Here is a 26,270-nt window from a genome sequence, read left to right as displayed (position 1 = left end):
GGTCAGCGGTCGTCGCCGAGGACGGCGCCCTCGCGGCGGGGGTCGGCGCCTCCGGCCCACCCTTCGCCGTCGTGTTGCAGTGCGCTGAGGCCGCTGGATTGGGGGGCTATCGAGACCTTGTGGCCTAGTTCGCGGAGGCGGGTGACCAGGGGGTCGTTGTTGCCGTTGTCGGCGGTGTTGATGCTCGGGTGTTCGCCGCCGAGGCCAGTCTCGGGGGCGTTGCCCGCGCCGAAGGAGAGGGAGGACACGGCCTGTTGTGGGTCGAGGCCCCAATCCAGCATGCCGATCAGGGTTTTCACGACGAACTGGATGATCACCGAGCCGCCGGGGGAGCCGGTGACATGGGTGAGTGGGCCGCGGGTGCCGTCGGCCGCCTTGTCGAAGACCAGGGTGGGTGCCATCGAGCTGCGCGGGCGCTTGTTGGGCTGGACCCGGTTGGCGACCGGTACGCCGTCGGTGCCGAGTGGGTCGGCGGAGAAGTCGGTGAGCTGATTGTTCAGCACGAAACCGTCGACGAGGTGGAAGGAGCCGAACGCGGATTCCACCGTGGTGGTCATGGCGGCCGCGTTGCCGTACTTGTCCACCACGGAGATGTGGCTGGTGCCGTGCTCGGGCGGCTGCGGGCCGACACCTGGCGGGACGGGCCCGAAGTCGCCGGGTTGCGCGGTGCCCATGCTGTGGCCGCGGTCGATCAGTGCGGCGCGCTGCTTGAGGTAGTCCTTGTTCAGCAGGGTCTGCGGTGAATTACCCGGCAGCGGAACGAAATCCGTGTCGGCCACGTACTTGTTGCGGTCGGCGTAGGCCAGGCGCTCGGCCTCCGAGATGAGATGGACCGCGTCGGCCTTCGGCTTGCCGCCGTTGCGGGCGTCGGAACCGGAGCCGAGGTTGTCCGGGGGCAGGGCGGTGAGATCGAAGTTCTCCAGGATGCCGAGGGTGGCGGCGACGGTGCTGCCGCCGGAGGAGGGGTTCGGCATGCCGCAGATCTCGTGGGTGCGGTACGTGGTGCAGAGGGCGGTGCGCTTCTTCGCCTGGTAGTTCGCCAGGTCGGCGGTCGTGATCAGGCTGGGGGTGCGACCGCCGGAGGCGGTGGTGGCCGCGTCGACGATGTCACGCGCGATGGCGCCGGTGTAGAAGGCCTGGGCGCCCTCGGAGGCGATGGCGCCCAACGTCTTCGACATCGCCGGGTTGGTCAGCAAGGTGTCCGCGGCCTTGGCGGTGCCGTCGGGGTTCAGGAAGTAGGCCTTCGCGTTGTCGTCGAGGGCGAGGTCCTTGGCCGACTCCGCGATCTGTCCGGCGAATCGGGGGCTGATCGGGAACCCGCGATCGGCCAAACCGATGGCCGGGTCGAACAGTTCGCGCCAGCCGGTCTTGCCGTGATCGCGGTGCGCCATCTCCAGCATTCGCAGCACGCCGGGCACGCCGATGGATCGGCCGCTGGCCCGGGTGTTCGGCTTCGGCTGGGTCCGGTCGACGTCGTCGACCCAGCGCAGATAGTTCTCGGTCGCCGCGGCGGGCGCGACCTCACGTCCGTCGTAGGCGTCGACGGTTTTGCTGGTGGCGTCGTAGTACATCAGGAACGAGCCGCCGCCGATCCCCGAGGCCTGCGGCTCCACCAGGCCGAGCACCGCCTGCGCGGCGATCAGCGCGTCCGCGGCGGTGCCGCCGTCACGCAGCACCGCGCACGCGGCCTTCGTCGACACGGGGTTCGCCGTCGACACCGCGAATGTCTTCGTGTGTACCGGCGTCATCCCCGACCGGTAGCCCGTGGCGATCTCCGGGTTGGTGCTGATGTCCTGCGTCTTGCCGCCGGTCGAACCGGCCGGCGTCGCGGCCACCGGTGTTCCGTTCGGCACCGTGTCGCAGACGTTTCCGGCCTTGTCTTCGTCGGACGAACAAGCCGTGACCGTCCCGAGGGCGAGCAGCAATGCCGCCGCCACACCCGTCCACGTACCCCGCGCGCGCCTCATGGGGGGACTCTAACTCTCGGCACCGACACCGGGGGAGCGTTTGTCGTAAGGGTTCGTCGCACCAGATGGATGCCGGATTCCCACCTGTCGGGATGAACTCGGTTGCGCAGCACGGCTTGTCGTCCGGTCCGTGGCGGCCCGCAGCACCGCAACCTGCGACGACCTCGGGCACTGCCGACCCGTCGGTACGCTGGTCTGGTGACCATCGAGGCGGTGCTCTTCGACTATTCCGGGACCTTGTTTCGACTGGAGGAGGACGATTCGTGGGGTGAGAAGCTGGTCGCGGCCGACGGCCGAGCCTTCGACGTGCACGAGAAGGCCGAGATCCTGCGCAGGATGACCGCGCCCGTCGAACAACTCGTCACCTTCGGCACGGAAGGCCAGTACGCCTGGGACAACCGCGACCTAGACCCGAAGCTGCACCGCCAGGCCTACATGGAGGTCCTGCGCAAGTCCGGCGTACCGACCGAGGACCAAGCGGATGTCCTGTACCGGCGCCTGATCGATCCGATGGCCTGGACGCCCTACCCCGACGTCGAAGAAGTGCTGACTCTGCTTGCGGCCCAAGGCATTCAGGTCGCCGTGGTGAGCAACATCGCGTTCGATGTCCGTCCCGCCTTCACCACCCGGAACTGGGACAGATACGTCGACGCCTTCGCCCTCTCCTTCGAGATCGGCGCGGTGAAACCCGACCCCCGCATCTTCGCCGCCACTCTCGACAAGCTCGGCGTCGAACCCGAGGCGGCCCTGATGGTCGGCGACAGCGCCGAGGCAGACGGCGGCGCGACCGCCCTCGGCTGCCGATTCGCCCTGGTAGACCCGCTGCCGACCCGGGAACGCCCGTCCGGCCTGCTCGACGCCCTACGCGAGCACGGACTTTCCCGCCGATAGCCGATCCGACGCCGGCCACCGGTCACGGTCGGATCATGTTTCGATCACGGTCGATGCGCCCGAGTTGTCCGACTCTCTCCGGTGATCTACCGTTCTGCCCGCGCGCCCGTTGACTTGGGGCGAGTGTGTGGATCGGAAGTGGGGGAGCGCCGTGGGCGCGGAGTATTCGGACGATGATTTGGCTGTCGCCGAGCGATTATGGGCGCTGGGTGAGATGCCCGAGCCGGCCAGGGAAGCCCGGGAAGCCGCTTGGGGTCTAGCGGGATTCGGCTTCGCCTATTCGGTGATCATGGGCTTTTCGCTCGGCGCCGAAGCCGCGGGTGGCGCGGCAATCCAGTTCCTGTTCAGCTGGCTGCTCGCACTCGCGGTCTGGGGATTCATCCGCGGCGCGAGCGGCGTGCGCGTGCTGGCGATCATCCTGGCCATCGCGCAGGGCGTGGTCGGTTGGCGAACCCACCCCATCGACGTGCCGTTCGAACAGTGGATCGTGGCGGTGCTCTATTCCCTCGGCGCCACAATCGCCGTCGTCTATCAGCTGAATCGCGCCGAAGCCAAGTCCTGGTTCGCCGTCGACCAGTGAGTATCTGAAACGTCCGGCAGGCAGCCGTGTTTCGGCGAATCACGGCGAGATCATCCGGACCGGAACATCGCACGCGCGGCGCTGTGACGGACCTGTCGGAGGTGCTCGATAGGCTTGATGGGTGGCAGATCCAGCGACGTACCGGCCCAAGCCGGGCACGATTCCCGTCGAACCCGGGGTGTACAAGTTCCGGGACGCACATCGGCAGGTCATCTACGTCGGCAAGGCCAAGAGCCTGCGCAGCAGGCTGAACTCGTACTTCGCCGACGTGGCGTCGCTGCATCCGCGGACCCGGCAGATGGTCACCACGGCCGCGAGCGTCGAATGGACGGTCGTCTCCACCGAGGTTGAGGCGCTACAGCTCGAATACAACTGGATCAAGGAATTCGACCCGCGCTTCAACGTGCGGTACCGCGACGACAAGTCGTACCCGGTGCTCGCCGTGACGCTGAACGAGGAGTTCCCCCGCCTGTTCGTCTACCGCGGCGCGCGCAAGAAGGGCGTCCGGTACTTCGGCCCGTACGCCCACGCCTGGGCGATCCGGGAAACCCTCGACCTGCTGCTGCGCGTGTTCCCCGCGCGCACCTGCTCCAACGGAGTGTTCAAGCGGCACAACCAGATCGGGCGACCCTGCCTGCTCGGCTACATCGACAAGTGCTCGGCCCCGTGCATCGGCCGGGTCAGCGCCGCGGAGCATCGCCAGATCGTGGAGGACTTCTGCGACTTCCTGGCCGGGCGCACCGACCGCATGGTGCGCCAGCTCGAGCGCCGCATGCAGGACGCCGCCGAAGACCTGGACTTCGAGAACGCCGCCCGCCTGCGCGACGACGTGCAGGCGCTGCGCCGCGCGCTGGAGAAGCAGGCGGTCGTGCTCGGCACCGGCACCGATGCCGACGTGATCGCCTTCGCCACCGACGAGTTGGAGGCGGCGGTACAGATCTTCCACGTCCGCGACGGCCGGGTCCGCGGCCAGCGCGGCTGGGTGGTGGACAAGTCCGGCGACGCCATCGACGCACCGGAGGCGGGTAGCGAGCTGGCCGTGCTGGTAGAGCAGTTCCTCACCCAGTTCTACGGTGAGCAGGTCGCCGTCGCGGAACTCGGCGAGGCCGAGCAGCCCGCCACCGTGGTACCGCGCGAGGTGCTCGTCCCCGAACTCCCCGCCGACGCCGACCAACTCCAGGAATGGCTGTCCAACCTGCGCGGCTCGGCCGTGCAGCTACGGGTGCCGCAGCGCGGCGACAAGAAGGCCCTCGCCGAGACCGTGCAGCGCAACGCGATGGAGGCGCTGCAACAGCACAAGCTCAAGCGCGCGGGCGACCTCACCTCGAGATCGGCTGCGCTACAAGCCATTCAAGACGCACTCGAACTCGACAGCGCCCCGCTGCGGATCGAATGTGTGGACATCAGCCACGTGCAGGGCACCGACGTGGTCGCCTCGCTGGTCGTGTTCGAGGACGGCCTGGCCCGCAAATCCGAGTACCGCCACTACACGATCAAGGAGGCGGCGGGCGATGGTCGCTCCGACGACGTCGGCAGCATCCGGGAGGTGACCAGGCGGCGCTTCTACAAGCTGCAGAAGGAGCGCGAGCTGATGGCCAGCGAAGACCTTGCCGAGGCCGAAAACGTCGACGGCACAGTCGAACTCCTCAACCGCCCGGGCATTGATCCGGACACCGGCCGCCCGCGCAGGTTCGCCTACCCGCCCAATCTCTACGTCGTCGACGGCGGCGCGCCCCAGGTCGCCGCCGCCGCCGAGGTGCTCGACGAACTCGGCATCACCGACGTCGCGGTGATCGGCCTGGCCAAACGCCTCGAGGAGGTGTGGGTGCCGGGGGAGAGCGATCCGGTGATCATGCCGCGCAACAGCGAGGCGCTGTTCCTGCTGCAGCGGGTCCGCGACGAGGCACACCGGTTCGCGATCACCTTCCACCGCAGCAAACGCTCGCGCCGGATGACCGCGTCCGCGCTGGACTCGGTGCCCGGGCTGGGCGCGGCGCGCCGAACGGCGCTGGTTACCCATTTCGGTTCTGTCGCGAAACTGAAGCAGGCCACGGTGGAGGAGATCACCGAGGTCCCCGGCATCGGGCTGGCGACCGCCAAAGCCGTACTCGCCGCACTGCAGGGAGGCTGAGAAACATCGGAAACATCGGCTTCCCTGCCATCCACCTATATCCTCGGTACCGTTCCATCACAGGTTTGTGAACCTCCACGTGCACTACGGAAGGTAATCGCGCATGTCTGCGCCCGATACCGGGGCCGGTGCGGGATGATTCGAGAGGTACTCAGAGAGCGAGCGAAGCGAGTGAACCGACGACACAGCACGCCACGGCGCACGGCGGAGCCGAGCGCCAGCGAGGTGCAGTCGTGTGACGGATCCGGTAGGACATGACACGCGTCGAATCGAACAACACTGCGGGCAATCCGCGACAGACCGAGGGGCGGGCCAGCCCCTCGAGCGCTGTCGCAGCGGCGAACCCGCAGGTCGAAGTCGTCATCGTGACCGGACTATCCGGCGCGGGCCGCGGCACCGCCGCCCGCGTGCTGGAGGATCTCGGCTGGTATGTCGCGGACAACCTGCCGCCGGAGCTGATCGGCCGGATGGTCGAACTCGGCGCCTCCGCCGAGCCGCCGATCCGCAGCCTCGCCCTGGTGATGGACGTGCGAAGCAGGTTCTTCACCGGTGATCTCTCGGTGGTCACCGACCAATTGCGCAAACTCGGCATCGAGACCAGGGTGCTGTTTCTCGAAGCGTCCGACGACGTGCTGATCCGGCGCTTCGGCTTCGCCCGGCGCCGCCACCCGCTGCAGAGCGAGAGCAAAGATGGCACGCTGTCGGCGGGCATCGCCGCCGAACGAATCCGGCTCTCGGCCGTGAAAACCGCGGCGGACCTGGTCATCGACACCACCGAACTGTCCATCCATCAGCTGCACCGCAAGCTGGAGGAGGCCTTCGGCGGCGGCGCGCCCAGCGCGCTGCAGCTGACCGTGCAATCCTTCGGCTTCAAGCATGGGGTTCCACTGGACGCCGACATGGTGTTGGATGTGCGTTTTCTACCTAATCCACATTGGATACCGGAATTGCGGGAACACACTGGTCAGGAATCAGTGGTGAGCGAGTACGTGTTGTCGCGCCCCGGCGCCGACGATTACCTGCGTACCTGCCACCACCTGGTCGATCTGACGATGAACGGTTACCGCCAAGAGGGGAAGCGATACATGACGGTGGCAGTGGGCTGCACCGGAGGCAAGCACCGCAGCGTGGCGATAGCCGAGGCTCTTGGCGAACTGATCAGCGAGGGCACCGGCGTGCCCGAGGGATCCGCCGACGTGGTGCGGGTCGTGCATCGGGATCTGGGGCGCGAATGACGGGGTGGGAATCCGATCCCAGCATTGTCGCGCTGGGTGGCGGGCACGGCCTATACGCGACTCTCACCGCCATCCGGCGGCTGACCAGAAAGATCTGCGCGGTCGTCACCGTCGCGGACGACGGCGGCTCATCCGGTCGGCTACGCGCCGAACTAGGCGTGCTACCACCCGGTGACCTGCGAATGGCGCTCGCCGCGCTGGCCGCCGACTCCGACGGCATCTGGACCCAGACCGTGCAACACCGCTTCGGCGGCACCGGCGCGCTGGCCGGTCATTCGGTCGGCAACCTCATCCTGGCCGGCCTGACCGAGGTGCTCGGCGACCCCGTCGCCGCGCTCGACGAACTCGCGAAGATGTTGCGCATCACCGGACGGGTGCTGCCGATGTCACCCATCGCGCTCGATATCGAAGCGGATGTGGCTGGGCTGGAAGCGGATCCGCGGGTCAGCCGCTGTATTCGCGGTCAGGTCGCGATCGCGACCACACCCGGCAAAGTACGACGCGTGCGGTTGATCCCGTCCGATCCGCCCGCCAGTCAAGAAGCCACCTCGGCCATCGAACACGCCGATGTGGTCGTTCTCGGACCAGGTTCCTGGTTCACCAGCGTCATCCCCCATGTGCTCGTCCCCGAACTACGAGAGGCGCTGGTGTACACCCGAGCCAGGAAAGTTCTCGTGCTGAACCTCGCCGCCGAGCCCGGCGAAACGGCGGGTTTCTCCGCCGAACGGCACCTACATGTATTGTCCCAGCACGCACCGGAATTCGTGGTCGACGAGGTTTTGGTCGATTCGGGGTCGGTGCCCGAGGGTCGCGAAAGAGAACATGTGGCGAGAGCCGCCGAACAGTTGCGCGCACGGGTAACCTTCTCCGATGTCGCCGAGGCGGGGACGGACCGGCATCACCCCGGAAAGCTTGCCGCCGCACTGGATCAACTGATCCGGCAACCTCGGCCGCAAATGGCAGGGCTTCGAGTCGAGGGACGGCACATGGGTCAGGATGTGCGTTCCGGGTTGGGTGGAAAGGAGCGCGTCTCGTGGCGATGACAGCCGATGTGAAAGACGAGCTGAGCAGGCTCACGGTGTCGCAAGTCAGTTCCCGCAAGGCGGAACTGTCCGCGCTGCTGCGCTTTGCGGGCGGCCTGCACATCGTCGGCGGGCGGGTGATCGTCGAGGCCGAGGTGGACATGGGTTCCATCGCACGCAGGCTGCGCCGGGAGATCTTCGAGCTATACGGCTACGGCTCCGATGTGCACGTGCTCGGCGCGGGCGGTCTGCGCAAGACCTCTCGCTACGTGGTGCGCGTGTCCAAGGAGGGCGAGGCGCTGGCCCGGCAGACCGGGCTGCTCGATGTGCGCGGTCGTCCGGTGCGCGGGCTGCCCGCCCAGGTGGTCGGCGGCAGCATCGCGGACGCCGAAGCCGCTTGGCGTGGAGCGTTTCTCGCGCACGGCTCGCTCACCGAACCCGGTCGCTCCTCCGCGCTGGAGGTCAGCTGCCCGGGTCCGGAGGCGGCGCTCGCGCTCGTCGGTGCGGCCCGCAGGCTGGGCATCACCGCCAAGGCGCGGGAGGTGCGCGGCACCGACCGGGTCGTGGTGCGTGACGGCGAGGCCATCGGCGCGCTGCTCACCAGGATGGGTGCGCACGGCACTCGGATCGTCTGGGAGGAGCGCAGGCTGCGCCGCGAGGTGCGGGCCACCGCCAACCGGCTGGCCAACTTCGACGACGCCAACCTGCGCCGCTCGGCCAGGGCCGCGGTCGCCGCGGCCGCCAGGGTGGAGCGCGCGCTGGAGATCCTCAGCGACGACGTGCCCGACCATCTCGCCGCCGCGGGCAAGCTGCGCGTGCAGCACCGCCAGGCGTCACTGGAGGAACTCGGCCAGCTGGCCGACCCGCCGATGACGAAAGACGCTGTCGCGGGACGGATTCGGCGCCTGCTGTCGATGGCGGACCGACGGGCCAAGGAACTCGGCATCCCCGATACCGAGTCGGCCGTCACCGCCGAACTGCTCGACGAAGCCTGACGAAGTCGTCATCCGGCCGGTTGCCTCCAGAGGTAACCGGCCGGACGTCTGTGCCGCACATTCGCACGGCTCTGCACTGAGCCCGGAGAGAGCACAGAGCGGGCGGGTGCGGATCCGGGCAAAGGGGACGTATGTCACCCATGCGGGGGAAGCGCATTGGAATGCCAGGGTGATTGACGGTGCTGCGCCGCTGGTAGGCGGCCCGTGCTGTGAGGAAACAGACCGGTTGGTGATTGATTTCGCTGGTTACCGTAGTGGTGTGTCCAGGTGCATGTCAGTGCGGTAACAGGCGGGCACTACTGTTACAAGACATCGGAATGATCCGCTTGAAAGCTGAGGAGCGATAACGTGACTGTCCGGGTAGGCATCAACGGCTTCGGTCGTATCGGACGTAACTTCTTCCGGGCGGTGGAGGCGCAGAAGGCGCTGGGCACCACCGACATCGAGATCGTCGCGGTCAACGACCTCACCGACAACGCGACTCTCGCGACCCTGCTCAAGTACGACTCGATCCTCGGCCGCTTGCCGCAGGATGTTTCGCTCGACGGCGACGACACCATCGTGGTCGGTGACCAGCGGCTCAAGGCGCTGGCCATCAAGGAGGGCCCGTCGGCACTGCCGTGGGGCGACCTGGGTGTCGACGTGGTCGTGGAGTCGACCGGCATCTTCACCGACGCGACGAAGGCCAAAGGCCACCTCGCGTCCGGCGCCAAGAAGGTCATCATCTCCGCACCCGCCAAGGGTGAGGACCTGACCGTGGTCATGGGCGTCAACGACGACAAGTACGACGGCAGCCAGAACATCATCTCCAACGCCTCGTGCACCACCAACTGCCTCGGCCCGCTGGCCAAGGTGCTGCACGATGCCTTCGGCATCGAGCGTGGCCTGATGACCACCATCCACGCGTACACGCAGGACCAGAACCTGCAGGACGCGCCGCACGCCGACCTGCGTCGCGCCCGCGCCGCCGCGCTGAACATCGTGCCCACCGGCACCGGCGCCGCGAAGGCCATCGGCCTGGTGCTCCCCGAACTGCAGGGCAAGCTGGACGGCTACGCGCTGCGCGTGCCGGTCCCGACGGGCTCGGTCACCGACCTCACCGTGAAGCTGGCCAAGTCGGCCTCGATCGAGGAGATCAACGCCGCGTACCAGGCCGCCGCCGCCGGCGCGCTGAAGGGCTACCTCAAGTACAACGTGGACCCGATCGTGTCCAGCGACATCGTCACCGACCCGCACTCCTGCATCTATGACGCGCCGCTGACCAAGGTCATCGACGATCAGGTGAAGGTCGTCGGCTGGTACGACAACGAGTGGGGCTACTCGAACCGTCTCGCCGACCTCATCGGCCTCGTCGGCAAGTCGCTCTGAGGCCATGACAGTCAAGACTCTCGACGACCTGCTCAGCGAGGGTGTGGAAGGTCGGGGCGTGCTCGTGCGCTCCGACCTGAACGTCCCCCTCGACGACAACGGCCAGATCACCGACCCCGGTCGGATCATCGCATCGGTGCCGACCCTGAAGGCGCTGGTCGAGGCCGGCGCGAAGGTGGTCGTCACGGCACACCTCGGTCGGCCGAAAGGTGAGCGGGACGCCAAGCTTTCGCTGGCGCCGGTCGCCGCGAAGCTCGCCGAAGAACTGGGCCGCAACGTCCAGCTCGCCGGTGACGTGGTCGGCGGGGACGCGCTCGCGCGCTCCGAGGGGCTGACCGACGGCGACGTGCTCCTGCTGGAGAACATCCGCTTCGATCCGCGCGAGACCAGCAAGGACGACGCGGACCGGGCCAAGCTCGCCGCCGCGTTGGTCGAGCTGGTCGGCGACGACGGCGCGTTCGTGTCCGACGGCTTCGGCGTAGTGCACCGCAAGCAGGCGTCGGTCTACGACGTAGCCAAGCTGCTGCCGCATTACGCGGGCAAGCTGGTCGCCGCCGAGGTCGAGGTGCTCGCCAAGCTGACCACGGACACCGAGCGGCCGTACGCGGTCGTGCTCGGCGGTTCCAAGGTCTCCGACAAGCTCGCGGTCATCGAGGCGCTCGCGCCGAAGGTGGACACGCTGGTCATCGGTGGCGGCATGTGCTTCACCTTCCTTGCCGCACAGGGCCTTTCGGTGGGCACCTCGTTGCTGCAGGAAGAGATGATCGACACCTGCAAGGACCTGCTCGACCGGTACGCGGACGTCATTCACCTGCCGCGCGACATCGTGGTGGCGAACAAGTTCGCGGCCGACGCCGACTCGAAGATCGTTCCCGCGCACGAGATTCCGGACGGTTGGATGGGTCTGGACATCGGGCCCGAATCGACCGCCCGGTTCGCCGCGCTGCTGACCGAGGCGAAGACGGTGTTCTGGAACGGCCCGATGGGCGTGTTCGAGTTCGAGAGCTTCGCGGCCGGTACCAAGGGTGTGGCCGAGGCCATCGTCACCGCCACCGGCAAGGGCGCGTTCACCGTCGTCGGCGGTGGCGACTCGGCCGCGGCCGTGCGTGCGCTCGGGCTGCCCGATGACGGTTTCTCGCATATCTCCACCGGCGGCGGCGCGTCGCTGGAATACCTGGAGGGCAAGGAACTTCCGGGCATCGCTGTGCTGGAAGACTGAGGAGTGCTACGACTGTGACCAAGTCTCTCGCCAGGAAGCCGCTCATCGCGGGCAACTGGAAGCTCAACCTCAACCACCTCGAGGCGATCGCGCTGGTGCAGAAGATCGCATTCGCGTTGCCGGAGAAGTACTTCGCCAAGGTCGATGTCTCGGTGCTGCCGCCGTTCACCGACCTGCGCAGCGTGCAGACCCTGGTGGAGGGCGACAAGCTGCTGCTCACCTATGGCGCGCAAGACATCTCGGCGCACGACTCGGGTGCCTACACCGGTGAGATCAGCGGTGCCATGCTGGCCAAGCTAGGGTGCACCTTCGTGGCCGTCGGGCACTCGGAGCGGCGGCAGTACCACTGCGAGGACGACGCCACCGTGCTCGCCAAGGCCAAGCAGGCGTTGAAGTTCGGGATCACCCCGATCGTCTGCATCGGTGAGGGTCTGAACGTTCGCGAGGCGAAGACGCACGTCGAGTACAACCTCGAGCAGCTGCGTGGTTCGCTGAAAGGCCTGACGGCGGAGGAGATCTCGAAGGTCGTCATCGCCTACGAGCCGGTCTGGGCCATCGGCACCGGCAAGGTCGCCACCCCCGCGGACGCGCAGGAAGTCTGCGGCGCGATCCGCGCGGAACTGGCCAAGCTGGCCACCCCGGAGATCGCCGCGGGTGTCCGGGTGCTTTACGGCGGCTCGGTCAACGCCAAGAACGTCGGCGAGCTGGTCGGCCAGACCGACATCGACGGCGCACTGGTCGGCGGCGCCTCGCTCAAGGGTGACGAGTTCGCCACCCTGTCGGCGATCGCCGCGGGCGGCCCACTGCCGTAACCGTTTTCACGCGAAAGAGCCGGGCACCGCGACAGCGTTGCCCGGCTCTTTCGCGTTGGAGACCTACTCCGCGTGCAGGGTGAGGCCGCTGCCATTGGCATTGCGGAGAGTGAGGGTGTCGGCGTCGACAGTGGCGGTTGTCTTGCCGTCCAAGGCTTTCAGGACGGACTGCTCGACTTCCATGACCTCGGCGGGGCACAGCATCTTCGTGGTGGCGATCTGGAAGGTGAGTTCGGCGTCGGGACCCGTTGCGCGGCCGGTCATTCGGTTGCAGCCCGCGGTGCCGGTGACGGTGCCGTCGTCGGCGATGGTGAGGGTGGGCTTCACCTCATCCAGTGTCTGGGAACGGATTTGGGCGTCCGGGGTGATCAGGGCGGTGACGATCCAGGTGGTGCCCTTGATCGGCTTGTCCGGTTTGACGACCTTCTTGTCCAGCATGGTGACCGTCAGGTTGTCGCTCTTCAACGTCAGCTTGGTGTCGTCGAGCTGCCAGGCGGGATCGGAATTCAGTAGGCCGCTGAGCCATTCGTCGGCGCCCGCACGGTCGCCGGTGCAGGCCATCAGGGTGCTGGCCAGCCCGGTGACGTGCAGCTTGTGGTCGTCGAACGCGACCGCGCCGGAATAGGAGTTGCAGCCCGCGTCCGCGGCGATCCGGTCTTCTTTGAAGGTGATGGTGAGCGGGCCGCCGCCGGGAATCGGCGTGCCGTCGACCGCGGTGGAGAGGAAGGTGCGGCCCGCTAGATTCGGCGTGGTTGTGTTCGATTTCGAGTCGCCGCTGCCGCAGGCGGTAACCGCGAGCAGAGCCAACAGGGCGACCGGGCCGAACCGCACGAAATTAGCCGACATGACGCGATGGTACCGATGTCGTGCGGTCCGGCCGGGTTTTCGGCACGTCAGACCGGCATGCCGAGGGCCGAGGCGAGGGTCTGGCCGATGGCGTTCGCGACCGTGGCGGCCGCACCTGGATCGAGGATCTGCAGCGGCACGTCGCGATTGCTGCACCCAGGTGCCGCTGGAACACCGTTGAGTCGATCGTTCAGCCACATCACAGCCGAGCCCGCGCCGGACACCGCGGCGATACCGTGCTCACTGATCAACTCACGGGTGTAGGCGACCTGTGCGTTCGGATCCTTGCAGTAGGTGTCGTAGAGCTTGTTGACCGCGTTGATCGGCATCGCCTCGTCCAGCGGCGCCTCGTAGATGTACAGCGGGAACTGCGGGGTGCCGCGGTGGCCGAGGCTCAATTCCTGGAGGAGGGGCTGCAATTCGGGGGCACGCAACGGATCGCCACCTGGATAGTCGAACAGGCCCTTGATGTTCACGAACGGGAACGCCGCGAACTGCAATGCGACGCACTGCCCTTGGTGAACCACTCGCAGCCCCTTGCCGAGTGGGTTCATGTACCGCTCGATGAACTGGTCGAGCTGGGGGTATTCGTTGGCCACCCCGAACAATCCGCCGAGCACCGCGCCGCCGAAGGTCGAGGTGGCATTGTTGTAGTCGACGGCCATGCCGATATCGGCCATCAGACCGCCCACCGCGGAGCCGACCAGGTTCAGTTCCGGTGCGTACTCGGCTTGCAATTCGGCGGCGTGCGCGGTCGGAATAGCGCCGCCCGAATAGCCCCACAGCGCGGTCCGGGTCGCGGCACCGGGCAGTCCGGCCGGTTCGAAGTTCTCGGCCGCCCGAATCCCGTCCAGGGTGATCCGGCCGCCGAGCGGCCCGGCCGCGTACGCCGCGTTCGGGCCCTGATGGTCGGGCACCACGACGGCGTGGCCGAGTTGCAGCATGGCCTGCACCTCGATGAATTCCGCGGAGATCACCGGATTCGTCGGGTTGGGCAGCGAGCCCATCTGCAGCACATACGAGGCCGCGCAGTTTTGCGAGAGCGAGTCCTCGGCGAATTGGAAGGCGACCAGATTCCGCTCCGGTGTGGCGGACGGGCGATACGGCACGATCACGGTGGCCACCGCCGGGATCGGCTCACCGCGGGTGTTGGTGCTGCGATACGACAACTGCCAGGCCCGCACGTTCAGCGGGATCAGGAAGAAGTTAGCGAGATTGACCTGACGTGCGGACAGGATTTCGCCGGGTTGTGCGGCAGCGACCTTGGCCGGATCGGGATTGTAGAAACCGGGATCCATGAACGGCGGCGCGGGCGGCAGCGGAAACGGCAGCGGCGGCGCCACCGGCACCGGATCCGCGTGTGCCGTGCCGATCAGCACGGGGCAGACCGCGACGGTCAACCCCGCGGTCAGAGCTAGGCAAGTTTGCGCGACCATCCTCTTGGTGCCCGCGGCAGTGCCCATCTTCATTCGGAACTCCTCGACCTATACGCAACGCTGCGCGCCGCAGCTCTCGGGCGAAAAGAGAGCAGCTATTTCCTAACTGGCGGGTCGACTGTAGAGTCCGCTCTGTCGCTGTGTCAACGATCACGCTGACCCGATGACGGCCGGTGCGGGGCCGACCGGGCAGGATGGGCAATCATGACCGGGAGCGCCGAAACACCGCGTCCGCGCCGGACGCAGCAGGAACGCCGTGCCGCCACCGTCGCCAAGCTGGTCGATGCGACGGTCGCCGCGATCGGCGAGGTCGGCTATCAGCGCACGACCGTGCAGGAGATCTGCGGCCGCGCCGGGCTGTCCGTCGGGGCGATGTTCCGGCAGTTCGACAGCAGGCTCGACCTGATCGTGCGGACCGCCGAGGAGATCGTCACGCGGCAGCTCGCCGCGTTCACCGTGGTGATGGAACAGCTTGGGGATCAGGCGAATCCGCTCGACACCGCGTTGCGTTTCCTGCAGGCGGCCCAGTCCGACAACGTCACGCACGCGCTGCGCGAGATCTACCTCGCGGCCCGCTCGGACGCCGAGCTGCGGGCCAGGATCGCGCCGACGGTCGAGAACTACTACGACGAGATCGTCGCCGCGGTCGACCGCACGGGGGTGCTGGAGCAGTTTCCGCAGCGGCTGCGCGAGCCCTTGTTCTTCGTGGCGCTGCACGTGTTCTCGGGGCAGGCGGTCGTTCGCGGCGTGTATCAGCGACCCGAGCTCGATGAGTCGATCCTCACGCTGGTCGCGGACATGATGCGGACCTACGCCGATTCGGTCGACGAATAGGCCGGGTGGATGAGGCTGTGGACGCTGCAGGCGGCCGAGGTGGTCGCCGCTGTGCGGTCGAGCGGGTTCTACCGCGCGGATTGGGATCTTGTTTCACCGAACCTGCGACCGGTCTTTCAAGACATGGCTGCCGAAATGGCAAGGCGCGGAATCGATTGCGGGGACGCCCCGCCGATCTGGTGCTGGCCGGGGCCTGCCATCCGGCGCACGGCGAATGCCCTTCTCTCGGACTATGAATGGGCACAGGGCCGGTGGCTGCTGAAGCTGGATGTGCCGGATGCGGTCACGTTCGCCACGTCGTACTCGGTGTGGAACGACTACCTGGCCTACCACCTCGGATCTCCCAACGGTATAGACCGGATGGACTGGACCGGTCAGCTGACGGAGAAGTGGGACGAACTACAGGTGACAATCCCCGAACTGCGTAGCGACTGGATCGTACGAGCGCGGCCATACCGGCCGGATGCCGAGACCGCGGCCAGGATCGCCGCAGATCCGGTACTGCGCGCGCTCGGGCCATAAACCCGTGCGACAGACCGCGCCTCCGGGGTTTAGGATCGGCCGCGTGCACCGATGCTTTCCGATAACCCCGCCGCCTGCCTCCTGAGCGAGGTGTAGGCGTACTTCCGCATCAGCCCGGGTCATACGCGGTCTAACGGACCGCACCCCGTAGGGCGTATGCGTCTCTTCGGCATTCGTTGTGCACCTCGCTTCCGCGACCCCAATCCTTCTGTCGCAGGAGCGCGAAACCTTCATGTCCATATCTCTGTCCACGGCCGGCCGTTCCGGGCTGGTCTACCTCGTCGGCGCCGGAATGCTCTGGGGCACCGGCGGTTTGCTCGGCACGCTGCTCGGCCGTGCCACCGGATTGTCACCCATCGCGGTGGCCACCTGCCGACTCGCCGTCGGCGGGTTACTGCTCGTCGCCCTACTCGCGGCGACTCGTCGGCCTTGGCCGCGAAATCTATTGGCCTGGCGCAGAATCGGCGCGGTCGCTGTTCTCGCGGCGGCCTTCCAGGGGTGCTATTTCGGTGCGGTAGCGGCGTCGTCGGTCAGCGTCGCCACGTTGATCACTATCGGTGCGTCGCCAGTGGTGGTCGCGCTGCTGGAGCGGGTCACCGGCCGCCGTGCCGTCGATCGCAGGCGAGCGGCGACGATCGGGCTCGCCCTGTCCGGCTTGGCGCTGCTGGTCGGCGTGCCATCCGATGATGTGGGGTCCGCCGGACTACTGGCGGGTGCGGCACTTGCCGTCGCGGCGGCCGCGGCGTTCGCAACGGTCACTGTAATCAGCGCCCAGCCGGTACCCGGCCTCGACCCGATGACCACGACCGGCCTCGGATTCACCGGCGGCGCAGTACTACTCGCACCACTCGCCCTCACCACCGGGATCACCTTCGAGCCGACCATCGGCAGCCTCACCCTGCTCGCGGCCCTCGGATTGGTGCCGACCGCGATCGCCTACACGCTGTACTTCCGCGGCCTGCCCGACGCCGGACCCGGCACCGCCGCGATCCTCGCGCTGCTCGAGCCCCTCACCGGCGCCATCCTCGCCGCGATCGTGCTCGGCGAGCGGTTGACACCACTGGGCATGGTCGGTGCGGCCTTGCTCACCGTGGCGCTCATCCTCACCAGCAACCAGTCACGTACCGGCGAGGTGGCATAACGCGGCAACCCTCGGCCGGGTCGAGTTCGGCTCAGCTGATGTCGAACTCGACCTGGGGGTGCCAGGGAGCGTTCCGTCGGGCGCGGATGGGACTCCGCAGACGCGTGCGTGCCTTGCGACACTCCCTCCCATGCCCTGAATCGTCGGAGTGGCGGGCCCGCCTAAGCTTCAGTGAGTGATCACTGCACCGAACACCGCAGTCTCCACCTGGGCTCCGTTGAGGTCGAGGGTGTATCGCGCATTGTGGATCGCGCAGCTGGTATCGAACCTCGGCACCTGGATGCAGACCGTTGGCGCACAGTGGGTCTTGGTCGACGAGCCGAACGCGGCCGTACTGGTCTCCTTCGTACAGACCGCGATCACGCTCCCGGTGATGCTGCTCGCCATTCCCTCCGGTGTGATCGCCGACCTGGTTGACCGACGCAGGCTGTTGCTCGGCGCGCAGTCGACCATGGCGGTGCTCGCCGCGGTGCTCGCGGTATCGACGGCGACCGGGCACACCACTCCGGCGGTGCTCCTCACCCTGCTGTTCCTGATCGGCTGCGGGCAGGCGCTCACCGGTCCCGCATGGCAGGCGATCCAGCCGGAACTCGTGCCACGCGAACAGATTCCGTCAGCAGCCGCGCTGGGCAGCATGAGCATCAACATCGGGCGCGCGGTAGGCCCTGCGATCGCGGGTGTGCTGGTCTCGCTGTCCGGACCGACTCTGGTGTTCGTGCTCAACGCGGTGTCGTTCACCGGCATCGTCGCGGTGTTGACCCTGTGGCACCGGCCGACAACGGATCGACAGCTGCCCAGCGAACGCCCATTGGCAGCCCTCCAGGCCGGAACCCGCTTCATCAAGGCGGCACCCGCGATCCGACGGGTACTGCTGCGCTCGATCCTGTTCATCGCCCCGGCCAGCGCGGTGTGGGCGCTACTCCCGGTGATCGCGCGCGACGAACTCGGGCTGTCCTCGTCCGGCTACGGCTTGATGCTGGCCGCGCTCGGCATCGGTGCGGTGCTCGGCGCCGTCGGCCTGTCCCGACTGCGCACCCTGATGACGCCCACGCAGCGGCTCAGCACGGCCGCGGTGTTGTTCGGGCTCGCGTCGGCGGGCACCGCGCTGCTGCACATCGTGCCGCTCGTGCTGATCCTGTTGGTCTTCGCCGGTTTCGCCTGGCTGCTCGCCATGTCCACGATGAACTCGACCATGCAGTTGCTGCTGCCCGCGTGGGTGCGGGCGCGCGGGCTCTCGGTGTATCTGCTGGTGTTCATGGGCGGGCAGGCGATCGGCTCGCTGGTCTGGGGTGTGGTCGCCGGCGCGGCCGGACCGGTGGTCGCGCTGCTGATCGCCGCCGGGCTGCTCGCGCTCTGCGCGGTGAGCACGGTGTGGCTGCCGATCAGCCACAACGCGGAGAACCTGGACCAGACGCCGTCCGCGTTCTGGCCGGAACCGCAGGTCGTCGTCGAACCCGATCCGGCCGACGGCCCGGTCCTGGTGCTGCGCACCTACGACGTCCCGCCGGAGAATCTGGACGAGTTCATCACCGCGATGGCGTTCGTCGGCCGGTCCCGGCAGCGAACTGGGGCGATGGAGTGGCGACTGTATCGCGACATCGGCATGCTGGACCGCTACGTCGAGGCGTTCGTGGTCCGCTCCTGGGCCGAACACATGCATCAACACCAGGTCAGGCTCACCGCGCAGGACCAGATCCGCGAGCAGGAGGCGTCGAAATTCACCATCGGCGACGACCGGATCACCCATCTGGTCGCGATCTTGCCGCCCTAAGAGCGACGTTGCCGAGTGCCTGATTCGGTGGGATCCGATCGTCCGCATACACTGTCCGGCATGCGGATGTTCCTCGATATCCTCCTGATCATCGCCAGCGTGCTGCTGGTGCTGCTGGTGCTGCTGCACCGCGCCAAGGGTGGAGGTCTGTCCAGCCTGTTCGGCGGCGGTGTGCAGTCCAGCCTCTCTGGCTCGACCGTTGTGGAGAAAAACCTCGACCGAATCACTGTTTTCACCGGCCTGGTTTGGCTCATCGCCATCGTCGGCATCGGCCTGGAGATCAAGTTCGCCTGAGTAGGCGCGTCACCACACCGGCCGCGATCGTCGCGCCCGCCAGCACGATGGCGGCGATGACGAACGCGGCCGGATAGCTGTCGCCGATCACCGGCGCCACCACCAACGGACCGAGCATCTGCCCCGCGCCATAGACGGCGGTGAGTGGTGCCGCCGCATTGCCGTCCGACAGCTCGCCGCCGATTCGGATCGCCAGCATGACGATGCCGAGGAACGTCGCGCCGAACAGCGCCGCCGACAGCACGGCGGGCCACACCGCGGTCGAGACGGCGGGCAGCATCGCCGAAACACACTGCGCCAGTAGCGCGATCGGCATCGCGATCGCCGGAGACCAGCGCCGCGCGGCGACGCCCCACAGCACCGTGGCCGGTACCGCGGCCGTGCCGACCACCACCCAGATCCACGAGCCGACCACCGGCCCGCGCTGATCGCTCACCGCGGCCACCAGGAACGTGCCGATCACGATGTACCCGACACCCTCCAGGAAATAGGACACCAGCAGCGCCCGCCACGCACCCCGCGACCGAATGGTGGCCTTGCCCGCGCGCCGACCCGGCTGGATATCGAGCCGCAATGCGGGCAGTAGCAACACCACGGTCAGCACGGCCGAGACGAGCCACATGCTCTGCCAACCCAGGAACGGCCGCACCGCCAACACCAGCAACCCGGTGAGCGCGATCCCCAATCCGACTCCGCTGATGGCGATTCCGGCCGCTTCTCGACTGCTGCCGTGCCTGGCGGCCACCCCGGCGCACGCGACGAAGATGACCGCACTGGTGACACCGGCGATAAGACGCAGTGCCGCAGCGACAATCGTGGGCGCGGGCACGGCCATCAACAACTCGCTGAGGATCAGCAGCACGGCGGAGAGCCGAAAGACGTTGCGCGTGTTGAGTTCCGGCCACCGGGTGAGCAGAATGGCGCCGAGCAGGTAACCCGCATAGTTGGCGGTCGCGATCACGGCGCCGTCGTTGGTGCTGATCTGGTGTGCGTCCACCATGATCGGCAGCAGCGGCGTGTAGACGAACCGGCCGACGCCCATCGCGGCGGCCAAACCGGCGGCGGCCGCGAAGGCCGGTGCGAGACTATGGCGTGGTGCGGGAGCGAGGGTAGCAGTCACTTCATTGACCGTACGGTCCGTTTCAGCGCCTGTGAAATGCTTTCTATGCACCATGTATACGCTTGATGCATGGACGAACAGGTGCTGCCGGACGGGGTGCGTTCCCCGGCGGTGGAGGGCGGATCGGCGAATATCGAGCTACGGCACCTCCGGGCCTACGTCGCGCTGTGCGAGGAGGCCAACTACACCCGCGCCGCCGCCCGCCTGCACCTGAGCCAGCCCGCGCTGACCAGGACGATTCAGCAGTTGGAGCGGCTCCTGGAGTGCAGGCTCATCGAACGCACTTCCCGGCGCTTCGAACGGACCGACGAGGGCGCCGAGCTGCTGGCGCACGCCAGGCGAATCCTCGCCGACGTCGACGCGGTGGCCGCGGACCTGCGGTCGCGGGCCACCGTCGAGGTGGGCTTCGCCTGGTTGCTGCCCACCACCTGGCTCGCCGCGACCCGCCGTCGCTACGAGGCGCTCGGCGGGCGCATCACGCTGCGCCGCGTCGACGATCCGCTGGCCGCGCTCGATGCCCGGTCCATCGATATCGCCATACACCGCAGGGAGACCGAGCTGCCCAGCCACCTCGAATCGCGGATGATCGCGACCGAGCAGCGCATGATCGCCGTCGCCGCGAACTCACCGCTGGCCGAGGCGACCGATCTGAGCTGGGCTGATCTCGCCGACCAGCCGCTCGTGGTGAACGTGGTCTCCGGCACCACCCACGCAGGCTCGTGGGAGCAGAGCGACCCGAACCGGCCGATCATCACCTGCCGGAACTTCGACGAGTGGATCGAACTCATCGCGGCGAACCGCGGCATCGGCGGTGTACCCGCGCTGGCCCGCAGCCGCGCACCGCACCCCGGCGTTGTGTACCTGGACATTCCGGACGCGCCACCGTCCCACGTCTACCTCGCATGGCACGCCAAACCCGAGCCCTCCCGCTCAGTACAGCGCTTCCTCGGCGTCGCCTGAGGCTCACCCCCGAAACAGCCGCACCCTCACTCGGGATCTGCACCGGCTTAGGGCCCTAGGTGGCTGGTGTCGAACGGCCGCTGTGGCGCGTGGTGTCGTCTGTGTGTGGGTGTCTTGGCTCGAGTTGGTGACCGATTGAGGTTCGGCCCGGTCGTGCTGGTGGGTGATGGGTTGATCGGTGGCTGCGGGTGTGGGTGTGTCACGAGCCTGGAATTCAGGCCGTGGTGGGGGTCAATTGTGCTGTGGTGGAGCCGATTCCGAGGACGGCCAGCCGTGCGAGGTTGACCGCGGCGGCGAGTAGTGAGAAGTCTGCGGCGGTCTTGACCTTTCCGCGGACGCGGGCGCGGCGACCGCCGTGGCGTCGGCGCATGAGGTGGCCGATCTTGCGTTCGACTTTGGGGCGGGTAGCGCGGTACTCGGCCCTCCAGGCCGGATCGAGTCGACGCGCGCGGGCTGGGAGTAGATGTTTCTCGTGGGCCCCGATGCCGATCGTGCGCCCGGCAGCCGCTGACGTGCACTGCTGACGCAACGGGCAGCCACCGCAGGCGGCACCGAAAGCGGCGGCGCCGATAGTGCTGGGCTGGCCTTTGCGGGGGCGGATGGGTGCGGTGTGCCCGGCTGGGCAGCGCACCACGGCGCGGTCCAGGTCGATCTCGAAGCGGTCTTTGGAGAAGTGGCCCTTCACCGAGGATGCCGGCTGGACCTTCACTCCGTTGTGAATACCGTTGTCGTCCAACAGTTTCAACAACTCCCCAGCCCCATAAGCGGCATCACCGAACACCCGCGCTTCGGCTTCGGCTTCGGCGGGCAGGATGTCGGCGAGCAGGCCGGGGGCGACCTCGGCGTCGCCGCTGCTGGCGGGTGTGACCTCGGTGGCGGTGATGATCTCGCTGTCGGGGTCGATCGCGATATGGCCCTTGTATCCGTCGAACCCCCGCGCCTGGGTCTTGCGCCCGTGGCGGGTCTCGGGATCCACCGTCGAGATCACCCGGTCAGCTGCTGTGCCACGCACGATCCGGAATATCCCGTCCTCACCAGTGGTGATGTCTTGGCCCACCACGGTCGCCAACAACCGCGCTGCCTTGTCCACCGCTTCGTCGAGGTCGAGCCCGTCGAGCACCGCCAGCATCGCCAGCCCGTCGCGGGTGCGTGAATCAATCAACTGCTCGCGGGCGGTCTCGTCGTCCCAGTCGATCACCGGTTTCGCGGTGCTGGCGTAATCGTCACCGCTGCTGACCCGCGCCCGCAGCTCCCCAGCCAGCCCGGCACTCACCACGGCGAGCAGGCCGCGGATCGCCGACCGGATCAAGGTGATGGTGTCCATCGTGGCCACCGCGTCATAGAGCGGGGTCGAATCCAGCACCCGCTTGCGGCCCACCAACCCCGCAGCACGCGCCACCTCGAGCACGGCATCAAAGATACGATCCGGGCGATCCGAGCGTGCCAGCCGCGCCCGCATGTCCACCAGCACGGTGTGCATGAACCCCGGATAGTCGAAATCCAAGCCGCCAGCAGCGTATTTCCAGCGCGCGTCGAACGCGAACCGCTCCACCGCCTCCCGATCCGACAGACCCTCGATACGCTGCAGCACCATCACCACCGCCACGATCATCGGCGGCACGCTGCGACGCCCCACATCGGTGAACAGGTCAGCGAACATCTCATCCGGGAACAACCCGAAGCAATCACGATGCAGCACACCATAAATCGAGTCCACCCCGACCCGACCCGCGCAGAACTCCACCGTCGACCGCAACAGATCACCCTGCCTCGGCACACGCCCCAACGTCACCCCAACATTCTGCTCGAGACCAGCCCCTCACCGCACGAAAAACACCAGCCACCTAGAGCCAGTGCGGATCCCGAGAGAAGGTGCGGATCTCGCCGAGAACGGGGGCGTCAGTCGGCGCGGGGGATGCGGCCGTCGAGGTCGGTGAAGCCGTAGGCGTCGGCGAGATCGGCTACCCGCCAAGCTGATCCGGTGCGGGAGCGGCGGTTGGGATCGGCGGCGAGGGCGGCGACCGCGCGGCCGGGGAAGCGCGGTGTCTCCGCCTGGGCGAGGTCGAAGGTCCCCTCGCCCGGCAGCGTGACGAGACGCTGGCCCTGCGCGTCGGCCGGAACCAGTTGCAGCAGTTCGGTATCCACGATGCCCGGCCACAGTGAGACCACGGTGACCGCGGTGTCGGTCAGGTTGTGCGCCATGTCCGCGGTGAGCCGGTCCAGCGCGGTCTTCGCGACGCCGTACACCGCGTTGTGCATGTACCGCTGTGAGCCCGGCGAGGAGATGTTGACGATCAAGCCGCCCGATTCGATCAACAGCGGCGCCGCGAAAACGCTTGCCACGTAATGCGATCGGACACCTATATCGAAGGTCTCGTCCCAGGCCTTCGGCGGGACCTCCCAGAACGGCTTACCGAGCCAGCGTGCCGCGGCGGGGGAGTTGTAGACGTTGTTCACCAGCACATCGAGGCGCCCGTGATCATCGCGGATCTGCTGGAACAGCCGCTGCACGGCGTCGTCGTCGCGGTGATCGCAGACGAACGGAACACCGACCCCGCCTGCCGCATCGATCGCGGCCGCGGTCTCCTGCACCGTGCCGGGTAGTCGACCAGGCGTGTCCGACCGCCCGGTGACGTACACCGTCGCACCCGCCGCGCCCAGTTCCAGCGCGATGCCCTTGCCGATGCCGCGACTCGCGCCCGTGACCACCGCGAACTTGCCATCCAGTGCTTTAGGTATTCCGCTCACGACTTCGGGACACTACCGTGAAACAAGAACACGTTCTAGGTTTTGGAGGCCGCAGTGGAGTTGACGCATCGGTTCGTGACGACCAACGGCGTCCGAATGCACGTCGCCGAGCAGGGCGAGGGGTATCCGGTGATCTTCTGCCACGGCTTCCCGCACACCTGGTTCATCTGGCACAACCAGCTGGAATCGGTCGCCGCCGCAGGTTATCGCGCCATCGCCCCGGACCTGCGTGGCTACGGGCAGACCGACGTGCCGACGGACATCGAGGCGTACTCGAATCAAGCGGTGATCGGTGACCTGCTCGCCTTGCTCGACGACATCGGCGCCGAACAAGCCGTATTCGTCGGCCTGGACTTCGGCGCGGCCCTGGTGTGGGAGTTGGCATTACGCGCGCCGGAACGGGTGCGCGGCGTCATCGTGCTGAACAACCCCTTCGCGCCGCGTCCGCCACGCGCCCCGTCGCAACTGTGGGCGAAGGCGGCCGCGCGACACTTCCTGCACCTGCACTACTTTCAGGCACCCGGCGTGGCCGACGCCGAACTGGCCGCTCGCCCAAGGGAATTCCTGGCACGGGCCTACTACTCGCTCAGCGCCGACTATCACTACCTCGACACCTGGCAGTTCCCGGCGGAGGGCACCGGCTACCTCGACGTGCTCCCGGAAGCCCCGCCGCTGCCGTGGCGCTGGCTCTCCGACCGCGAATTCGACACCCTGGCCCAGGATTTCGAGCGCACCGGCTTCACCGGCGGCCTGAACTGGTACCGCGCTCTCGACCGCAACTGGGAACTCACCGCCGACTACGCCGACGCGTCCGTCACCGTCCCCGCCTACTTCATGTACGGCGACCACGACCCGGACATGGAGGGTTTCAGCGGCCGCGACCCGCTGACGACCCTGCGCAACTCCGTCCCCGACCTGCGCGAAGTAACCAAGATCGCCGACGCGGGCCACCTCGTGCAACTGGAACGCGCACCCGAGGTCAACGCCCTGCTCACCGCACACCTGCGCGACCTCGTCACCAACCCGTCCGACGTGCCCGTCTAGCTGCCCTCTAAAAGCGTTGCCCGACCTGGCTATTGGCGGCGCTACCGATCGTCGCCGATCGTCCGTACCGAACGCCTTCCGTCGCTGCGCCGTTCGTGTCGGTGGCTGCCGCTAATGTTCGATCATGAGTTACAGCCTGAGCGTTTACGTCGTCGAGTTGGATAGGGTCAGGGCCGCGATCGGTTCGCGGGACGACAAGCTCCGGCGCATGATCGGCGGCCGGTTCAAGGCTCAGCTGGCCCATGCCGACGACTGGTTCGCCGAGGAGATCGCGAACGGCGCCCCCGCGCGCTACGACGCGGTGCGTGCCGTTATCGACGGCGGGCCGTTCGACCAGTCCTACGGCTTCCAATACGCCTACGCGTACCAAACGATCTGCCAGTTCTATGGCAGATTCCTGGACAACCGCTACTTCTCCCCGTTCCGCGGCAGCTGGCTGGAACAGGTCGACGAGGGCCTGGCCGAGCTCGGCATCAAGGCGATCAGCCTCGCCGATTTCGTCTACCACGCGCTACCCGCCGCCCTCCCTGAACCGGACGAGCTACCCGGCTACGGCGAATGGACCCCGGAACAGTGCGCCGAAGCCCTGGTGCAATGGGAATCGACCAGCCCGAAGCAACGCGAGGAGGTCGACCACGAGGTGCTCGCCGCGATCGAATCGTGCATGGAGTGGATTCGCGAGGCACAGGCCCGGCCGGGCTGGGGGATCGCGGGCTTCTTCGTTTGATGACCGTCAGCGGTACTCGTCGGCCAGTTTCGGGTAGTCGGCCCACTGCGGCAGCGGTTGGTAGTCCAGGTAGGCGGTGAGCCGGTCCAGCAGGTACTGCCAGCGGGGCCCGATCTCGCGCGCGTCGGCGGGGCTGACATGCCTGCGGATCAGCTCGACATTGGTGACGACGCCGACCTGGGTCATCCGAATCTCCAGCAGACAACCGTCGATGTGCACGATCAACTCGTGCGGCGCCTGGCAGTGCTCGACGCGAACCGCGACGGGCCGCGCGACCGGTCCATCCATCGGTTCGATCGTCAGATTGCCGCTGCCGCCCGACACCGCGCCGAGCCACCGCGCCAACTGCACGCGGTCGGTCGCCGCCGACCACACCTCGAGCACCGGTTTGCGGAACGATCGCAGATAGTGCAGGAGCACCAGCTCGCCGTCCGCCGCGCGATCGTGCTCCGGCCGAACCTCACCGAGCATGGACATCATGGTCATCGCCGTGCCCTCCACCGCTGGTCGTCACCGCCACTGGGTAACCAGTATTCCCCTGTCGAATCGGAATCGTGGGGATACGGGTACGGCGTGCCCGCACCGGTTTCCAAGTTGCCTTGACGAG

The 26,270-nt window shown here is 67.4% G+C and carries 24 protein-coding genes; 17 read left to right on the top strand and 7 right to left on the bottom strand.

Features of this window, described 5'->3' with window-relative positions:
• Positions 1-2: 2 nt before the first annotated feature.
• Entirely contained in the window at positions 3-1,967 is a 1,965-nt protein-coding gene (locus ACQPW1_RS33275; RefSeq protein WP_433655896.1) for a gamma-glutamyltransferase family protein, read from the bottom strand.
• A 198-nt stretch (positions 1,968-2,165) separates the two neighbouring features.
• On the opposite strand from ACQPW1_RS33275, the gene ACQPW1_RS33270 reads away from it, so the two are divergent.
• The 9 genes from ACQPW1_RS33270 to tpiA all read left to right on the top strand — a co-directional run bounded on the left by ACQPW1_RS33270 (position 2,166) and on the right by tpiA (position 12,220).
• Positions 2,166-2,858 carry an HAD family hydrolase gene (locus ACQPW1_RS33270; protein ID WP_433655894.1) on the top strand — a complete coding sequence of 231 codons (693 nt, stop codon included), beginning with the start codon at positions 2,166-2,168 and terminating at the stop codon, positions 2,856-2,858.
• A 151-nt stretch (positions 2,859-3,009) separates the two neighbouring features.
• Positions 3,010-3,438, top strand: a complete 429-nt coding sequence (locus ACQPW1_RS33265; protein ID WP_433655892.1) for a hypothetical protein — start codon at positions 3,010-3,012, stop codon at positions 3,436-3,438.
• Positions 3,439-3,559: 121 nt separating this feature from the next.
• Positions 3,560-5,569 (top strand): excinuclease ABC subunit UvrC, encoded by a 2,010-nt coding sequence (gene uvrC, locus ACQPW1_RS33260; RefSeq protein ID WP_433655890.1) that lies wholly within the window; start codon positions 3,560-3,562, stop codon positions 5,567-5,569.
• Positions 5,570-5,823: 254 nt separating this feature from the next.
• Positions 5,824-6,804 carry an RNase adapter RapZ gene (gene rapZ / locus ACQPW1_RS33255; RefSeq protein ID WP_433655889.1) on the top strand — a complete coding sequence of 327 codons (981 nt, stop codon included), beginning with the start codon at positions 5,824-5,826 and terminating at the stop codon, positions 6,802-6,804.
• Positions 6,801-7,847, top strand: a complete 1,047-nt coding sequence (locus ACQPW1_RS33250; protein ID WP_433655887.1) for a gluconeogenesis factor YvcK family protein — start codon at positions 6,801-6,803, stop codon at positions 7,845-7,847. The genes rapZ and ACQPW1_RS33250 overlap by 4 nt, the downstream gene beginning before the upstream one ends.
• Positions 7,838-8,821 (top strand): DNA-binding protein WhiA, encoded by a 984-nt coding sequence (gene whiA, locus ACQPW1_RS33245; RefSeq protein ID WP_040736336.1) that lies wholly within the window; start codon positions 7,838-7,840, stop codon positions 8,819-8,821. The genes ACQPW1_RS33250 and whiA overlap by 10 nt, the downstream gene beginning before the upstream one ends.
• 348 nt (positions 8,822-9,169) lie before the next feature.
• Positions 9,170-10,189 carry a type I glyceraldehyde-3-phosphate dehydrogenase gene (gene gap / locus ACQPW1_RS33240; RefSeq protein ID WP_396966917.1) on the top strand — a complete coding sequence of 340 codons (1,020 nt, stop codon included), beginning with the start codon at positions 9,170-9,172 and terminating at the stop codon, positions 10,187-10,189.
• Positions 10,190-10,193: 4 nt separating this feature from the next.
• Positions 10,194-11,408 carry a phosphoglycerate kinase gene (locus ACQPW1_RS33235; protein ID WP_433655884.1) on the top strand — a complete coding sequence of 405 codons (1,215 nt, stop codon included), beginning with the start codon at positions 10,194-10,196 and terminating at the stop codon, positions 11,406-11,408.
• 14 nt (positions 11,409-11,422) lie between these two features.
• Positions 11,423-12,220, top strand: coding sequence for a triose-phosphate isomerase (gene tpiA, locus ACQPW1_RS33230; RefSeq protein WP_433655882.1), 798 nt, complete (start codon positions 11,423-11,425; stop codon positions 12,218-12,220).
• A gap of 63 nt (positions 12,221-12,283) precedes the next feature.
• On the opposite strand, the gene ACQPW1_RS33225 is transcribed toward tpiA, so the two are convergent.
• The gene (locus ACQPW1_RS33225; protein WP_433655880.1) at positions 12,284-13,066 is read right to left on the bottom strand and encodes an META domain-containing protein; all 783 of its coding nucleotides are present in this window, start codon (positions 13,064-13,066) and stop codon (positions 12,284-12,286) included.
• A 47-nt stretch (positions 13,067-13,113) separates the two neighbouring features.
• Entirely contained in the window at positions 13,114-14,535 is a 1,422-nt protein-coding gene (locus ACQPW1_RS33220) for a lipase family protein (RefSeq protein WP_433655878.1), read from the bottom strand.
• A 171-nt stretch (positions 14,536-14,706) separates the two neighbouring features.
• Between ACQPW1_RS33220 and ACQPW1_RS33215 the strand changes: the two genes are divergently transcribed.
• The 5 genes from ACQPW1_RS33215 (at position 14,707) to secG (ending at position 19,064) form a co-directional block, all read left to right on the top strand.
• Complete coding sequence (locus tag ACQPW1_RS33215) at positions 14,707-15,336, top strand: TetR/AcrR family transcriptional regulator (protein WP_433655876.1); 630 nt, start codon at positions 14,707-14,709, stop codon at positions 15,334-15,336.
• 9 nt (positions 15,337-15,345) lie between these two features.
• Positions 15,346-15,858 carry a hypothetical protein gene (locus ACQPW1_RS33210; protein WP_433655874.1) on the top strand — a complete coding sequence of 171 codons (513 nt, stop codon included), beginning with the start codon at positions 15,346-15,348 and terminating at the stop codon, positions 15,856-15,858.
• A 232-nt stretch (positions 15,859-16,090) separates the two neighbouring features.
• Entirely contained in the window at positions 16,091-16,999 is a 909-nt protein-coding gene (locus ACQPW1_RS33205) for a DMT family transporter (RefSeq protein WP_433655872.1), read from the top strand.
• Positions 17,000-17,174: 175 nt separating this feature from the next.
• Entirely contained in the window at positions 17,175-18,770 is a 1,596-nt protein-coding gene (locus tag ACQPW1_RS33200; protein WP_433655870.1) for an MFS transporter, read from the top strand.
• Between the two features lie 60 nt (positions 18,771-18,830).
• Positions 18,831-19,064 (top strand): preprotein translocase subunit SecG, encoded by a 234-nt coding sequence (gene secG, locus ACQPW1_RS33195; protein ID WP_357392034.1) that lies wholly within the window; start codon positions 18,831-18,833, stop codon positions 19,062-19,064.
• Here the strand turns inward: secG and ACQPW1_RS33190 are convergent.
• Positions 19,051-20,184, bottom strand: coding sequence for a YbfB/YjiJ family MFS transporter (locus tag ACQPW1_RS33190; RefSeq protein ID WP_433655868.1), 1,134 nt, complete (start codon positions 20,182-20,184; stop codon positions 19,051-19,053). The two genes, secG and ACQPW1_RS33190, sit on opposite strands and share 14 nt — an antisense overlap.
• 69 nt (positions 20,185-20,253) lie before the next feature.
• Here ACQPW1_RS33190 and ACQPW1_RS33185 point away from each other — a divergent pair, with 69 nt between their 5' ends.
• Positions 20,254-21,144, top strand: a complete 891-nt coding sequence (locus tag ACQPW1_RS33185) for a LysR family transcriptional regulator (protein ID WP_433655866.1) — start codon at positions 20,254-20,256, stop codon at positions 21,142-21,144.
• 214 nt (positions 21,145-21,358) lie between these two features.
• Here ACQPW1_RS33185 and ACQPW1_RS33180 read toward each other — a convergent pair whose 3' ends face one another.
• Positions 21,359-22,936 (bottom strand): IS1182 family transposase, encoded by a 1,578-nt coding sequence (locus ACQPW1_RS33180; RefSeq protein WP_433655864.1) that lies wholly within the window; start codon positions 22,934-22,936, stop codon positions 21,359-21,361.
• A 107-nt stretch (positions 22,937-23,043) separates the two neighbouring features.
• Positions 23,044-23,892, bottom strand: a complete 849-nt coding sequence (locus tag ACQPW1_RS33175; RefSeq protein ID WP_433655862.1) for an SDR family NAD(P)-dependent oxidoreductase — start codon at positions 23,890-23,892, stop codon at positions 23,044-23,046.
• Between the two features lie 54 nt (positions 23,893-23,946).
• On the opposite strand from ACQPW1_RS33175, the gene ACQPW1_RS33170 reads away from it, so the two are divergent.
• Positions 23,947-24,936, top strand: coding sequence for an alpha/beta fold hydrolase (locus ACQPW1_RS33170; protein WP_433655860.1), 990 nt, complete (start codon positions 23,947-23,949; stop codon positions 24,934-24,936).
• A gap of 124 nt (positions 24,937-25,060) precedes the next feature.
• Positions 25,061-25,663, top strand: a complete 603-nt coding sequence (locus ACQPW1_RS33165; RefSeq protein WP_433655858.1) for a DUF7691 family protein — start codon at positions 25,061-25,063, stop codon at positions 25,661-25,663.
• A 6-nt stretch (positions 25,664-25,669) separates the two neighbouring features.
• On the opposite strand, the gene ACQPW1_RS33160 is transcribed toward ACQPW1_RS33165, so the two are convergent.
• Positions 25,670-26,149 (bottom strand): hypothetical protein, encoded by a 480-nt coding sequence (locus ACQPW1_RS33160; protein WP_433655856.1) that lies wholly within the window; start codon positions 26,147-26,149, stop codon positions 25,670-25,672.
• Between the last annotated feature and the right edge of the window lie 121 nt (positions 26,150-26,270).

This window comes from Nocardia sp. CA-128927 (assembly GCF_050955855.1).
Classification (GTDB): Bacteria; Actinomycetota; Actinomycetes; order Mycobacteriales; family Mycobacteriaceae; genus Nocardia.
This window is presented reverse-complemented; position numbering and strand designations above follow the sequence as displayed.

Bases quoted from the DNA above. Each gene is read 5' to 3' on its own strand.
- secG (WP_357392034.1), top strand. From the start codon at position 18,831: ATGCGGATGTTCCTCGATATCCTCCTGATCATCGCCAGCGTGCTGCTG.
- ACQPW1_RS33220 (WP_433655878.1), bottom strand. From the start codon at position 14,535: ATGAAGATGGGCACTGCCGCGGGCACCAAGAGGATGGTCGCGCAAACT.
- ACQPW1_RS33250 (WP_433655887.1), top strand. From the start codon at position 6,801: ATGACGGGGTGGGAATCCGATCCCAGCATTGTCGCGCTGGGTGGCGGG.
- ACQPW1_RS33215 (WP_433655876.1), top strand. From the start codon at position 14,707: ATGACCGGGAGCGCCGAAACACCGCGTCCGCGCCGGACGCAGCAGGAA.
- ACQPW1_RS33165 (WP_433655858.1), top strand. From the start codon at position 25,061: ATGAGTTACAGCCTGAGCGTTTACGTCGTCGAGTTGGATAGGGTCAGG.
- rapZ (WP_433655889.1), top strand. From the start codon at position 5,824: ATGACACGCGTCGAATCGAACAACACTGCGGGCAATCCGCGACAGACC.
- ACQPW1_RS33225 (WP_433655880.1), bottom strand. From the start codon at position 13,066: ATGTCGGCTAATTTCGTGCGGTTCGGCCCGGTCGCCCTGTTGGCTCTG.
- ACQPW1_RS33205 (WP_433655872.1), top strand. From the start codon at position 16,091: ATGTCCATATCTCTGTCCACGGCCGGCCGTTCCGGGCTGGTCTACCTC.
- ACQPW1_RS33275 (WP_433655896.1), bottom strand. From the start codon at position 1,967: ATGAGGCGCGCGCGGGGTACGTGGACGGGTGTGGCGGCGGCATTGCTG.
- ACQPW1_RS33210 (WP_433655874.1), top strand. From the start codon at position 15,346: ATGAGGCTGTGGACGCTGCAGGCGGCCGAGGTGGTCGCCGCTGTGCGG.
- ACQPW1_RS33235 (WP_433655884.1), top strand. From the start codon at position 10,194: ATGACAGTCAAGACTCTCGACGACCTGCTCAGCGAGGGTGTGGAAGGT.
- ACQPW1_RS33185 (WP_433655866.1), top strand. From the start codon at position 20,254: ATGGACGAACAGGTGCTGCCGGACGGGGTGCGTTCCCCGGCGGTGGAG.
- ACQPW1_RS33160 (WP_433655856.1), bottom strand. From the start codon at position 26,149: ATGACCATGATGTCCATGCTCGGTGAGGTTCGGCCGGAGCACGATCGC.